At 61.2% G+C, this 12,698-nt stretch carries 15 protein-coding genes; 5 read left to right on the top strand and 10 right to left on the bottom strand.

Features of this window, described 5'->3' with window-relative positions; genetic code table 11:
• Window positions 1-200: 200 nt before the first annotated feature.
• Entirely contained in the window at window positions 201-1,607 is a 1,407-nt protein-coding gene (locus AC07V9_RS24385) for an adenosylmethionine--8-amino-7-oxononanoate transaminase (protein WP_495018199.1), read from the top strand.
• 147 nt (window positions 1,608-1,754) lie between these two features.
• The gene (locus AC07V9_RS24380; RefSeq protein WP_495018198.1) at window positions 1,755-2,474 is read left to right on the top strand and encodes a 16S rRNA (uracil(1498)-N(3))-methyltransferase; all 720 of its coding nucleotides are present in this window, start codon (window positions 1,755-1,757) and stop codon (window positions 2,472-2,474) included.
• Between the two features lie 130 nt (window positions 2,475-2,604).
• Here AC07V9_RS24380 and trhA read toward each other — a convergent pair whose 3' ends face one another.
• Window positions 2,605-3,222: a PAQR family membrane homeostasis protein TrhA gene (gene trhA, locus AC07V9_RS24375; RefSeq protein ID WP_495018197.1), complete on the bottom strand. Its 618-nt coding sequence runs from the start codon at window positions 3,220-3,222 to the stop codon at window positions 2,605-2,607.
• Window positions 3,223-3,387: 165 nt separating this feature from the next.
• Between trhA and AC07V9_RS24370 the strand changes: the two genes are divergently transcribed.
• The gene (locus AC07V9_RS24370) at window positions 3,388-4,308 is read left to right on the top strand and encodes a LysR family transcriptional regulator (protein ID WP_495018196.1); all 921 of its coding nucleotides are present in this window, start codon (window positions 3,388-3,390) and stop codon (window positions 4,306-4,308) included.
• 162 nt (window positions 4,309-4,470) lie between these two features.
• On the opposite strand, the gene madM is transcribed toward AC07V9_RS24370, so the two are convergent.
• The 9 genes from madM to mdcA form a co-directional block, all read right to left on the bottom strand.
• Window positions 4,471-5,235: a malonate transporter subunit MadM gene (gene madM / locus AC07V9_RS24365; RefSeq protein ID WP_495018195.1), complete on the bottom strand. Its 765-nt coding sequence runs from the start codon at window positions 5,233-5,235 to the stop codon at window positions 4,471-4,473.
• A gap of 1 nt (window position 5,236) precedes the next feature.
• Complete coding sequence (gene madL / locus AC07V9_RS24360; protein WP_495018194.1) at window positions 5,237-5,671, bottom strand: malonate transporter subunit MadL; 435 nt, start codon at window positions 5,669-5,671, stop codon at window positions 5,237-5,239.
• 61 nt (window positions 5,672-5,732) lie between these two features.
• On the bottom strand, window positions 5,733-6,668 hold the full coding sequence (mdcH, locus tag AC07V9_RS24355; protein ID WP_495018193.1) for a malonate decarboxylase subunit epsilon: 936 nt from the start codon (window positions 6,666-6,668) through the stop codon (window positions 5,733-5,735).
• The gene (locus AC07V9_RS24350) at window positions 6,665-7,303 is read right to left on the bottom strand and encodes a malonate decarboxylase holo-ACP synthase (protein WP_495018192.1); all 639 of its coding nucleotides are present in this window, start codon (window positions 7,301-7,303) and stop codon (window positions 6,665-6,667) included. Before AC07V9_RS24350 ends, mdcH begins: the two co-directional genes overlap by 4 nt.
• Complete coding sequence (gene mdcE, locus AC07V9_RS24345; RefSeq protein WP_495018191.1) at window positions 7,297-8,097, bottom strand: biotin-independent malonate decarboxylase subunit gamma; 801 nt, start codon at window positions 8,095-8,097, stop codon at window positions 7,297-7,299. The genes AC07V9_RS24350 and mdcE overlap by 7 nt, the downstream gene beginning before the upstream one ends.
• A complete protein-coding gene (locus tag AC07V9_RS24340; RefSeq protein WP_495018190.1) occupies window positions 8,094-8,945 on the bottom strand; it encodes a biotin-independent malonate decarboxylase subunit beta in 852 nt (283 codons plus the stop codon). The genes mdcE and AC07V9_RS24340 overlap by 4 nt, the downstream gene beginning before the upstream one ends.
• Window positions 8,938-9,237 (bottom strand): malonate decarboxylase subunit delta, encoded by a 300-nt coding sequence (locus tag AC07V9_RS24335; RefSeq protein WP_495018189.1) that lies wholly within the window; start codon window positions 9,235-9,237, stop codon window positions 8,938-8,940. The genes AC07V9_RS24340 and AC07V9_RS24335 overlap by 8 nt, the downstream gene beginning before the upstream one ends.
• A gap of 1 nt (window position 9,238) precedes the next feature.
• On the bottom strand, window positions 9,239-10,126 hold the full coding sequence (locus AC07V9_RS24330) for a triphosphoribosyl-dephospho-CoA synthase (protein WP_495018188.1): 888 nt from the start codon (window positions 10,124-10,126) through the stop codon (window positions 9,239-9,241).
• Window positions 10,126-11,799 carry a malonate decarboxylase subunit alpha gene (gene mdcA, locus AC07V9_RS24325; protein WP_495018187.1) on the bottom strand — a complete coding sequence of 558 codons (1,674 nt, stop codon included), beginning with the start codon at window positions 11,797-11,799 and terminating at the stop codon, window positions 10,126-10,128. The genes AC07V9_RS24330 and mdcA overlap by 1 nt, the downstream gene beginning before the upstream one ends.
• Window positions 11,800-12,190: 391 nt before the next feature.
• On the opposite strand from mdcA, the gene AC07V9_RS24320 reads away from it, so the two are divergent.
• Together AC07V9_RS24320 and AC07V9_RS24315 are read left to right on the top strand one after the other, a co-directional pair.
• Window positions 12,191-12,439, top strand: a complete 249-nt coding sequence (locus AC07V9_RS24320; protein ID WP_495018186.1) for a CopG family ribbon-helix-helix protein — start codon at window positions 12,191-12,193, stop codon at window positions 12,437-12,439.
• Window positions 12,417-12,695: a type II toxin-antitoxin system RelE/ParE family toxin gene (locus AC07V9_RS24315; RefSeq protein ID WP_495018185.1), complete on the top strand. Its 279-nt coding sequence runs from the start codon at window positions 12,417-12,419 to the stop codon at window positions 12,693-12,695. The genes AC07V9_RS24320 and AC07V9_RS24315 overlap by 23 nt, the downstream gene beginning before the upstream one ends.
• Window positions 12,696-12,698 lie beyond the last annotated feature (3 nt).

Genomic DNA, 12,698 nt, shown 5'->3' with positions numbered 1-12,698 from the left:
GATTTTGTAATCCGATTCTTCAAAGAGCGCGCAGGATACGCCAGCCGTGAAAGCCCCGCCAGCAATGTCCGTCGACCTTATTTCTGGCGTCAGACAGATGAGAAAAGAAGGCGCTAAAGGTTGTCCCGTTGCCATGCAGCGCATAGGCTTGCGCGATTGTTTTGCCCTCGCCTTGCGCGAGCCGTACCTGGAGATGAGCAATGGGCCTGAATGATCAGTGGATGCAACGCGACCTCAAGGTTTTGTGGCACCCCTGCACCCAGATGAAAGACCACGAAAAGCTGCCGCTGATCCCCATCAAGCGCGGTGAAGGGGTTTGGCTGGAAGACTTCGAAGGCAAGCGTTACCTCGACGCCGTCAGCTCCTGGTGGGTCAACGTGTTCGGCCACGCCAACCCGCGCATCAATCAGCGCATCAAGGATCAGGTCGACCAGCTGGAACACGTGATTCTCGCCGGCTTCAGCCATCAGCCAGTGATCGAGCTGTCAGAGCGTCTGGTGGCGATGACGCCGGAAGGCCTGACGCGCTGTTTCTACGCCGATAATGGCTCGTCCTGCATCGAAGTCGCGCTGAAAATGAGCTTCCATTACTGGCTCAATCGCGGCAAGCCGAACAAGAAGCGCTACGTCACCCTGACCAACAGCTACCACGGCGAAACCGTGGCGGCCATGTCGGTGGGCGATGTGCCGCTGTTCACCGAGACCTACAAAGCGCTGCTGATGGACACCATCAAGGTGCCGAGCCCGGACTGCTACCACCGCCCGGAAGGGGTGAGCTGGGAGGAGCACACCCGCACGATGTTCGCGGTGATGGAGCAGACCCTGGCCGACAATCATGAAACCGTCGCAGCGGTGATCATTGAGCCACTGATTCAAGGCGCGGGCGGCATGCGCATGTACGACCCGATCTACCTCAAGCTGTTGCGCGAGGCCTGCGATCGCTATGGCGTACATCTGATTCACGACGAAATCGCCGTGGGCTTCGGCCGCACCGGGACGATGTTCGCCTGCGAACAAGCCGGTATTCGTCCGGACTTCCTGTGCCTGTCCAAAGCCTTGACCGGTGGTTACCTGCCTCTGGCGGCGTGCCTGACCACCGATGACGTCTACGCTGCGTTCTATGACGACTACCCGACCCTGCGCGCCTTCCTGCACTCGCACAGCTACACCGGCAACCCGCTGGCGTGTGCGGCGGCACTGGCGACACTGGACATCTTCGAGCAGGACAACGTCATCGAGAACAACAAGGCGCTGGCCCAGCGCATGAAGACCGCGACGGCGCATCTGGTGGACCACCCCACCGTCGCCGAAGTGCGCCAGACCGGCATGGCGCTGGCCATCGAGATGGTGCAGGACAAAGCGACCAAAGCGGCTTATCCCTGGCAGGAACGTCGCGGCCTGAAAGTGTTCGAACACGCCCTGACCCGCGGAGCGTTGTTGAGACCGTTGGGCAGCGTGGTGTATTTCCTGCCGCCGTACGTGATCACGCCGGAGCAGATCGATTTCCTGGCAGAGGTGGCCAGCGAAGGCATCGACATCGCGACCCGCAGCAGCATCAGCGTGGCGGTGAGAGCGAATTTCCATCCGGATTTTCGTGATCCGGGTTGATGCCTTCCCGCGGACAAAGACTGTAGGAGTGAGCTTGCTCACGATGCGTCGTTTCAGACAGTTGGATGTTGACTGACACTCCGCTATCGCGAGCAAGCTCACTCCTACAAAGGTTGCGTTGCACTCAACGAATACAGAGACACGATCATGAGACTCTCCCGCTTTTTCATCGATGCCACCCTGAGCATCGGCGAACACCAACTGCCCGAAGCCCAGGCCCATTACATCGGGCGCGTACTGCGCATGGCCGAGGGCGATGCGGTGCAGCTGTTCGACGGTTCGGGGCAGGAATTCCGCGCCACGCTGGTGGAAGTCGGCAAGAAGCAGGTGCGCGTACAGGTGACTGAAAGCTTCGCAGGCCTCGTTGAGTCGCCTTTGCAGATTCACCTGGGCCAGGGTCTGTCGCGCGGCGAGCGTATGGATTGGGCGATTCAAAAAGCCACTGAGCTAGGCGTGGCGCAGATCACCCCGATCGTCAGCGAGCGCTGTGAAGTGCGCCTCAAGGACGAACGCGCCGAGAAGCGCCAGGCCCACTGGCAGCAAATCGCGATCAGCGCCTGCGAGCAATGCGGTCGTTCAGTGGTGCCGGTGGTCAATCCACCTGTGACGCTCAGCGACTGGCTCAAACACACCGAAGCCGACCTGAAGCTCGTTTTGCATCCGGTCGCTGAACCGCTGGTGAGTCATGAAAAGCCCGGCACCCTGGCGTTTTTGATCGGCCCGGAAGGTGGCCTGAACGACACAGAGGTGGACCAGGCGCAGGACGCTGGCTTCCACGCCGCCCGCCTCGGCCCGCGCGTGCTGCGCACCGAAACCGCCCCGGTTGTTGCCCTGAGCGTGGCGCAGCAGTTGTGGGGGGATTTCTAAGGGCCGAGTGTTTAACCCCGACATCGGCAGCAACACTGCATCCGATGGTGATGTGCCGTCTGGCACATCGATTCGCGAATGAATTCGCTCCCGCAGGTTTGCGACCGGCCGCGAGAGCGGATACGGACGCTTAAAGGACATACCGCGTGATCGCCACAAAATGGAGCAAACTGCCGGCGATCACGAACAGATGCCAAATGCCGTGCCAATGGCGGAAACGCTTGTCGTAGGCAAAGAAGATAATCCCTACGGTGTACAGCACGCCACCCAGCGCCAGCCAGGTAAAGCCTGCCGTGCCCAGAGCCGCCATCAGCGGCTTGACCGCCACCAGCACGATCCAGCCCATCACTGCATAGATCACGATAGACATCACCCGCGCTTCCGAACGCGGCTTGATCTCTTGCAGGATGCCGATGATAGCCAGCCCCCAGACGATCCCGAACAGCGTCCAGCCCCAGGGCCCGCGCAGGGTCACCAGACAAAACGGCGTGTAACTGCCTGCAATCAGAAAATAGATCGAAAAGTGATCAACTTTCTGCATGATCGCCTTCGCCCGACCGCGCACGCTGTGGTAAACGGTCGAGGCGCTATACAGCACCACCAACGCCACGCCATACACCGCCACGCTGACGATCTTCCACACATCACCGGCCATGCTGGCGATCACCAGCAACCACACAGCGCCGATGGACGCCAGAACCGCACCCACCAGGTGGGTCCAGGCGTTGAATTTCTCTCCGTAGTACATCCGCAAAAAACCTCTCTCAGTTGCACGACAAGGGTCAAGGCTCCAGCTTATGACCCAAAAGCGCAATGCATGTGTCAGTGTTAATGAGAATTTAATGCAGCCAGCCGCTGACGACTTGGGCACAATCGAGCCCTCGAACAACAAGAATCCGCTGCGGAACAGACGATGCAGATCGACGAAGAACTGACCCTCAAGAAGCTGGAAATCTTCCTGGCGTTCATGCGCACCGGCAATCTGGCGCGCGCGGCAGTGGAGCTGCAAACCAGCACGGTCAGCGTTCATCGGGCGATTCACTCGCTGGAAAACGCCCTGCGCTGCCCACTGTTCAAGCACGAAGGACGCAACCTGACGCCCCTGGAAAGCGCCTATGTGCTGGAAGAAAAAGCGCAGAAACTGGTGCAGGACGTGCTCAGCACCGTCGAGCAAACCCGCGCGGCAGCAGGCTTTTCGGCGGCGCGCTTCAAGCTCGGGGCGCTGTACTCGCTAACGGTCAAAACCGTGCCGCAGCTGATCATGGGCCTGAAAATTCGCCGCAGCGAGCTGAATATCGATCTGATCCTGGGCTCGAACATCGACCTCTTCTACAAACTGAAAAACATGGAAGTCGACGCGATTCTGGTGTCGCTCAACGAAAGCGTGAACGACCCGGATTGCGAGCACCTGCCGCTGTTTTCCGACGACATCTTCCTCGCCACCCCGGCCGATTCGCCCTTCGCACAACAGAGCGAAGTGGACCTTAGCGACCTGCGCGAAGCGACGTTCATCACCCTGACGCAGGGCTTCGCCACTCATCGAGATGGCACGCGAGTGTTCGAGCAGGCGGGGTTCGAGCCGAAGGTGGCGATGCAGGTCAACGACATCTTCACACTGCTGAGCATGGTCAGTTCAGGCGTGGGGTATGCGCTGCTGCCTGGGCGCATTGCGGCGGTGTACGAAAACCGCGTGCGCCTGATACCGCTGCAAGCGCGGTATCGCATGCAGCAGCACATCGGGTTGGTGTTTCTCAAGGCCCGCGAACGCGACCCGAATCTGCTGGCGTTGCTGGCGGAATGCCGGATGTATTCGAATCGGTTGGAGCAGGGTTAGAACGCATTTCCGATGCAGTGATAACCTGTGGGAGACGCCGGAGGTTACGACGGCTGCGAAGGCGGTGCGTCAGTCATGGATGGATTATCTGACACAACGCCTTCGCGGCCGTCGTAACCTCCGACTGCTCCTACAGGGATTGCGGTGATCCGGGAAACCGTGTCAACCCAAAATCCCGCGCACAATGAAATACAGCAGCGAAGGCCCAAGCAAACAGCCCAACCCGGTATGGAACGTCGCGGTCAATGCGCCGTACGGCACCAGCCGACGATCCGTCGCGGCCAGCCCTGCCGTCACGCCGCTCACCGTCCCGGCCAACCCGCCAAACACCATCGCCGAGCGCGGGTTATCCAGGCCCATCCAGCGCGCCGCCATCGGGGTGCCGACCATTACCAGAATCGCCTTGATCAACCCGGTGGCAATCGACAGCGCCATCACATCCGAGCTTGCGCCCAGTGCCGCACCGGTCACCGGCCCGACGATGTACGTCACCGCGCCCGCGCCAATGGTGGTGATGCTCACGGCATCGCGGTAACCAAACGCATAGGCCACGCAGGAGCCGACAATGAACGGCATCACGGTGCCGAGGAACAACGAGAACGCACCAATCAACCCCGCCTTTTTCGCCTCGGTGGCTTGTACTTCAAACGCCGTGGCAACGATGGCGAAGTCACGCAGCATCGCGCCGCCCATCAAGCCGATGCCGGAAAACAGCGCCAGGTCCGCCAGGCCTTTCTGGCCGCCGGTCATCACCCCGCCGACCCACGCCAGCACCAGGCCGATCACGATGGCGATGGCCGAGCCGTGAATGCGCCCGAAGGTCAGGCGCTTGGACAGCACCACGGAAATCCACATCACCACGCCGACCGCCGCGAAGGCAGTGACCAGGCCCTGGCTGATCAGGTCTTTCTGAATGAGATCCCACATATCAGCGGCCTCCGGCTGGCGAAACGGTCGGCGCGATCAACGAGGCCTGGGTGACGGGTTCGTCTTCCCGAGGCAGCGGCTCGCCCTTGTTGATGCGGCTGATCACGGCAATGGTGCAGCCACAGACAATCACCGAACCAATCGCAGCGATGACCGCAATCGGACCGCCTTTCAAGGCCGTGACAACGTTTTGCTGTGCAGCCATGGCCACGACCACCGGAATGTACATCGCGCCCCAGAAGCCGACGCCCATTTCACAGCCTTCGCTCATGCCACCGCGTTTTTGCATGTAGAGACGGGCGCAGATCAGCAGGATCATCGCGATCCCCACCCCGCCCACGTTGGATTTGACGCCCAGCAGCACGCCGAGCAGGTCACCGAGAATCACCCCCGCAAGGGTGCAGATAGCGAGTAATGCAACGCCGTAGATAACCATTGTTCTTGCCCTCAATCGTCGAAGTTGTTGTTTTTGTGTTCCTTCGAAAGCAGCAACCGTTTTAGGGGTGGCGACGTTCCTCCTCTCGCGACAGCGCGCTCAGCGTATCCAGCCGGGCGCCCTGGAAGGCGACAGCCGATCCTGTTTCAAACACTCTTCGCGCCAGCCCGGTGAGCACGGTGCCGGGCGGCAATTCGATCTGCAGACGTGCGCCGCGCTCGTAGGCGGTCTGCACGGTGCTGCGCCAGTCAATGACCCGGCACATATTGAAGGCCAGGTCTTCACGGATTTTGTCGGCAGTAAACAGCGGGCGGGCGGTGCTGCCGCTCAGGTATTTCAAGGTTGGCGCCTGAATCGAGACGAGCGCGAACGCCTCGGCCAAAGTCTGTGCAGGTTCACTCAACAGCTCGCAGTGAGACGGTACGCTGACCGCCAGCCGTTTCGCTGCCGCCGCGCCCTGCTCTTTCGCCAAGGCCGCAACGCTGGCCATGGCCTCATCGCTGCCAGCGATGACGAACTGGTTGTCGGCGTTGATGTTGGCCAGGTACACCGGCGTGCTTTCGCCGTGTATTTGTTGCACCAGCGTCTCGACCGCACCCTGATCCAGGCCAATCAACGCGGTCATGCCGTAGCCCTGTGGATAAGCGTTTTGCATCAACTCGCCACGCAGCGCGACCAGGCGCACGGCATCGGCAAAGCTCAACGCCCCGGCGGTGACGGCGGCCGGATACGCACCAATCGACAGGCCTGCGACGAAATCAGGCTTGATGTCTTGAGCCATCAACAACCGCGAGCAGGCGACTCCGGCAATCAACAGACACAGCTGAACCGCCCGAGTCGACTGCAGCGCGTGGTCCGAGTCCAGATCGAGCACGTCTTCGTTCAGCGCATCACTGGCTTCACGCAGGCACTCGCCAATCAAAGGGTCGCTCGGCAGCGCGTGCAGCATGCCCGCCTGCTGCGCGCTTTGACCCGGAAACGCCCAGAAGCGGCTCATGCTGCGCACGCCTGCAGCTGCCAGGGGTTGCTCACCAACCGCGCGCCATCGTCGGCCTTGAGCAACACTTGCCGTGCCACACCGGCCCATTCGCGCAAGGCGATGGCGCCGAATGGAGTTTGCAGTTGCAGGTCGATTCGGCAACTCGCGCCTTCCAGCGCTTCAACCACTTCAGCCGCCTGCACACGACTGAAGAACCGGTTGGCACGCAGGATCAAATCCAGATCGCTGTCCTGGTGCAGCACCTTGATGCCGGTCGCCAGCTCAAAACCCGCGCTGCCCGCGATACCCCAAGGCAAGCCCATGGCATCCAGCACCGGGCGAATCTGTTTCAGTGCGCGCAAGGCGGGCCAAACAGGCTCAACCTTATCCACAGCCTCCACCAACTGCTCAGGCTTAACCTGCCGGGTGATATCGGACAGTTTCATCACCGCAGCGAAACGCTGATCCCGAGAACGCCCACGCACGCCCACTGCCACAAGGCGTTCATCGACCTGCGCCCGACGCACCACGAGCGGATGCCCCATGCTCACCACCTTGATCACCCACGCCGGAGCGTCGGCAGGCAAGGCAGCCGCAGGCATACCCCACAACAGATCGTGTGGCTGCACAGGCAGGTTGATGCTCATTACCACTGCGCCCGCAGCAGTTCGCGCACTTTCGACGACGCTGCACGATTCGGCGCGCCCAGTCGCGAACTCAGGTCGTTGCCGCTGCCTTGAACGTCTTTGACTGCGGCGATCAGGCATTCCTGCACAGCGGTGATATCGCCTGCGGAGGGCTGCTCGATCTGACTCACCGAGAGGGTTTCCCAGAGCAGGCCAAGGCCTGCGTAGCTGTCGATGTCGTAGGCCATTGGCGGAATGCTGGCGGCGAGTTTTTCCAGTTCTTCGACGCTGCGCAGTGTCACCCGCGCCGCCGACGCCTTGCCCATCGCATGCACCATCACGCCCGGATCGCGCAGGGCAATCAGGCGATTGGCCTGATAACCATGGGCGAGAAACGCGCCGGACATCGCCTTGCCCACCAGCAAGCCGATCACCGGATGCCCCGCCAGACGCGCGCGCGCGTAAGCATCGACCGCCCCGGCCAGCGCCTGATGTATGCCCAAGACTTCTTCGCGCCGACCATAGGCCTGGCTCGGCACATCAATGATGGCGATCAGCGAACGCTTTTGTGGATTTTGCCGATCCAGCTCGATGGCAGCGTCTACCGCCTTTGCCAGACCCCAGCCTTCGAGCAGTCCGACTTCGCCGTTTTGTGCGCGAGGAAACCGGTTGTCCGCATCAGCGACAACGGCCAGGAATCGCGCAGGCTGATCATCCAGTTGTCCGTCAGCGGCTTTCACCGATGTGGGTAGGCCGACCACCTCGGCAGCGCCCGCGCTCAACGCGTTGAACCAGTTCAAACCACGGCTCGATGCACTCATGGCTGTTCTCCTTGATACAGGCTGCGCACGGCGGCAGGGTCTATCTGCGACGTCGTGTCCAGCGCCGACAGACGTTGCAGGAACACGCCATATTGGCTGCTGCGTTCCTGCTCGGGTTTGCCTTTTTGCAGCAAGGTTTCGACCTGCTGCGAAATGGCCGCGATGTCGTCGGCAACATAGGCGTCCACCAAGCCACTGGCGAAACGCTGTTCGCCGCCGGTCAGGCTCCAGATGAATGGCCGGTCGCGGGAGTCGTACTCTTCGATGCCCGCTTCCTGCTCGATCACCTGCGGGCCGTTCAGGCCCAGACGCGCTTCCTGAGTCACCACCAGATAACTGCACAGCCCAGCGGCGATGGACATGCCGCCAAAGCAACCGACGCTGCCCGCCACCACGCCGATCACCGGCTGATAGCGACGCAAATCGACGATGGCCGCATGAATCTCGGCAATGGCGGCAAGGCCCAGATTGGCTTCCTGCAAACGCACGCCGCCGGTTTCCAGCAGCAGCACGGCCGCCGTGGGGATGCCCTTGCGATTGTCTTCGGCTGCCAATTCCAGCGCGCCAGCCATTTTTGCGCCGCCAACTTCGCCCATGCTGCCGCCCTGAAACGCACCTTCGATGGCGCAAATCACCACAGGCCGACCACCTATGGCGCCCTTGGCGACCACCACGCCGTCATCGGCCTGGGGTACCACGCCTTGCCGGGCCAACCAGGGCGAGGTGATGCGCGCGAAGGGGTCGATCAATTCGCGAAAGCTGCCTTCGTCGAGCAAGGCGCGGGCGCGTTGCCGGGCCCCGAGCTCGACAAAGCTGTGCTGTTTCAACAAGCGGGTGCTGTCAGTCATGACCGATCTCCTCGAAGCCTTGCTCCAGACGCAGACGCACAACGCCTGGTGTCGCGCCGAAATCGTGGATGTCGATGCTCAGCGCAGGCGGGGTCTGGCCGTCGAACATGCGCGCGAACAGATGCTGCCAGCGCGCCGCACTGCCGTTTACCGACGTCAGCACCTGAATCGTCAATTTGCCTGGCACACCGGGTTCGAGCAGCACTTCCAGATCGCCCGAGCCGACACAGCCCACCAACGCGCGGCCCAAGGGCGGCTGCCCGGCAGGAAATTCAAAGGACAAGGTTTCCATTTCAACTATTCCTCGTTTCATCGCCGAGCGCAGGCTCAAGGCAATCGACAAACAGGCACGCGGCGAGCAGATCGGCCGCGCCGCCAGGGGATGCGTTCAGGCTCAACAGGTGTTGATCCAGTTCATGCAGGGCGCGACGTCCGCTGAGGGTCGCGCTGCCGCCAGCGTCCAGCACCTTTTGCGCGCCGTGCTGCATGGCCTGCAAACCCTGCTCGCCCGCGCGATACAGCACGCAGGTGTCGGACAGCGTGGTCATGATCGCCAGCAGCGCGTCGAGGCGGGCGTTCTGTTCGCCGTGGCCGGTCGCGCGGCTGCTTTTAAGTTGCGGCAAGCCGGTTTGCGTAACTGCGGGGAAGCCCATTTGCGCTTGTTCACGCGCGCCCATCGTGCCGAACTTGCGCGCGACCTGTGCACCGTGGCTGTTGCTTGCGGGCTGATGGCGATCCTCGATCAAGGCCAGACACCCTGCGCGCAAACCCAGCCCGGCTGGCGACAAGTCAGACGTATCAAGCGCAGCCGCGGTGACCAGCAAACCCAGCGCCCAGATCGCGCCACGATGGGTGTTCACCCCCCCGGTGGTGCGCATCATCGCGGCTTCGCCTTCACGCCCGATGCGGCCGATCGCTTCACGCAAAGGCTGGCCGATTTCGCCGATCTCGATGGCCGCCTCAGCCATTTCCTTGAAGGCAGGCCACAGCGACAACGCCGACGCGTGCATCAGGCCCAGGTGCAGGTCCTTGTGCGCGCCGCTGCTGCGACGGTCCACCAATGCGGGTTTGGGCGAGAGGTCGGCCTCGTCGATCAGCGCATCCACCGCCAGATCCGCCAGACGCTCGGCCAGTGGCAGCGAACGCGGTGCTTCGTTGAATGCAACGTTGAGTGCGCGCATCACCAACTCCTGAATTTCGCAGGCGGGTTGTACAAACCACCGGACCACTCCACCAGCTCGGCGATGCTCTTGGCGGCCAGCAGTTCGCGGCTGGCGTCGGTGCGACGGATACCCAAGTCTTCAGGCAGCGCAATCAAACCTTCGCGGCGCATACGGGCAGTGTCTTTGGGGTTGTGGCGCAGGCCAATCGCCGTGACGCCCGCAACGGCTGCGATCATTGCCTGACGCTCTTCAAGGCTGCGCGCCTTGTAGAGATAGGCGATACCTTCTTCGGTCAGCAGGTGGGTGACGTCGTCGCCGTAGACCATGATCGGCGCCAGCGGCATGCCACTTTTCTTCGCCACATCGATGGCGTCCAGAGTCTCGACGAAGGTCGGTTTACCGCCTTCCTGAAAGGTCTCGACCATCTGCACCACGAGCTTTTTGCCGCGCTCGAGGTAGGCGTCGGTGTCCGGGTTCTGCTGACGCATGTCCAGCCAGGCCGGGGTGCTGTGGCGACGACCGCGCGGATCGTGACCCATGTTCGGCGCGCCGCCGAAACCGGCGAGCCGACCACGGGTCACGGTCGACGAATGACCATCGCCATCGACCTGCAACGTGGCGCCTATGAACAGGTCCACCGCGTATTGGCCCGCCAATTGGCACATCATGCGGTTGGAGCGCATCGAGCCGTCGTGGCCGGTAAAGAACACATCCGGACGCGCAGCGATGTAGTTCTCCATGCCCAGCTCGGTGCCGAAACAATGCACGCTTTCGACCCAGCCGCTTTCGATGGCTGGAATCAGCGTTGGATGGGGGTTGAGGGTCCAGTTGCGACAGATCTTGCCTTTCAGGCCCAGGGATTCGCCGTAGGTCGGCAGGATCAACTCGATGGCGGCAGTGTTGAAACCGATGCCGTGGTTGAGCGACTGGACGTTGTGTTTCTCGTAGATGCCGCGGATCGCCATCATCGCCATCAGCACGTGCACCGGCTTGATGTGACGCGGGTCGCGAGTGAACAACGGCTCGATGTAGAACGGCTTGTCGGCCACCACCACGAAGTCGACCCACGAGGCGGGGATGTCAACGCGCGGCAGGTCGCTGACGTCGTCCACCAGTTGATTCACCTGGACGATGACAATGCCATCGCTGAACGCGGCAGGCTCGATCAGGGCGGGAGTGTCTTCGGTGCTGGCGCCGGTGTAGATGTTGCCCGCGCGATCTGCCATGAAGCCTGCAGACAACACGACGTTGGGAATCAGGTCCACCAGCAGGCGGGAATACAGCTCGATGTAGGTATGAATTGCGCCGATTTCCAGCAGGCCGTCTTCCAGCAACTGGCTGATGCGCAGACTTTGCGTACCGGCGAACGAGAAATCGAGTTTGCGGGCAATGCCGCGTTCGAAGAGATCCAGATGCTCGGCGCGCCCGACGCTGGGCATGATCATGTGCAGGTCGTGCAGCTTGCCGGGATCGGCCTTGACCAGCGAACGTGAAAGGAAATCCGCCTGCTTCTGGTTGTTGCCTTCAAGCACCACGCGATCACCGGGCGCGATCAACGCTTCCAGCGCTGCGACGATCTTGTCGGTGGGCAGAACCACGCCATCGGCGAGGGAACGCACTTGCTCGAGCCGCCGCTGCTTTTCGCTGCGACGACGCGACCAGCGCGGGTCAAGGTTTGTTGTAGTCGTCATGCTGACTCCACGAGTTCGCTGTCGTGGTTCACCTTAGGGCGAGTGGGTTGAGTGCATCAATCAAGCAAAGGGTCGGATCGTTACGGTTGGAGTAATGATTTGTTTGGAAACGCGGGATGGGGCCGACAACGGTTTGCGAAACGGGTGCTGGAAATGACGATTCGGCTCATTGGGCGAGCCGAATCGGCTGTTTATTCGGCTCACGAGGTTTAAATGAGCGTGCATAAATATGTACCAGCTCCGCTTGGCACCGCCAGATAACCTTTCTGTCTCATGAATGTGTGATCCCCATCCAATGTCGCGACCAACCGAATTGCCTTCTCTGCCACACGCCCCTACCTTCATGACAGCTGTATACGATGTATACATCCACCAACTCTCTGGGGGCCTCATGTCATCAACCGTATTGTCATTTCGAACCGATGAAGAAATGGTGAGCACGCTCGACCGTCTGGCTGCAGCCACCGAGCGCGACCGTCAATATCACCTGAAACGAGCGCTAGGCCAGTATCTGGAGGCTGAGGTCTGGCATCTGCAGGCGATTACGGAAGGGATCGCTGACGCCGATGCCGGGAACCTGACCGATCTGGAATCCGTAAAAGAGAAGTGGGTAAAGCGTGCTGAAAATAGCCCTGACTGATAGAGCACAAAGCGATCTGGAGGGCATACATGAGTACTGCACCGCCTGTTCGGGCTTGGAAGCGGCCAACCGCATCGTGATCGAAATGCTTGAGGCACTGGAGCCCCTGATGACATTCAGTGGGTTGGGCCGCCCCTCTCAAGCACCAGATATCAGAGAGTTCGTTTTTTCCAGACACCCCTATGTAGCACCTTATCGAGTCAAAAATAGTCAGCTTCAGATTTTGAGGGTGTTGCACCAACGCGCAAATCGATAGCGC

The sequence above is a fragment of the Pseudomonas sp. GW821-FHT02A11 genome (assembly GCF_059421985.1).
This window is presented reverse-complemented; position numbering and strand designations above follow the sequence as displayed.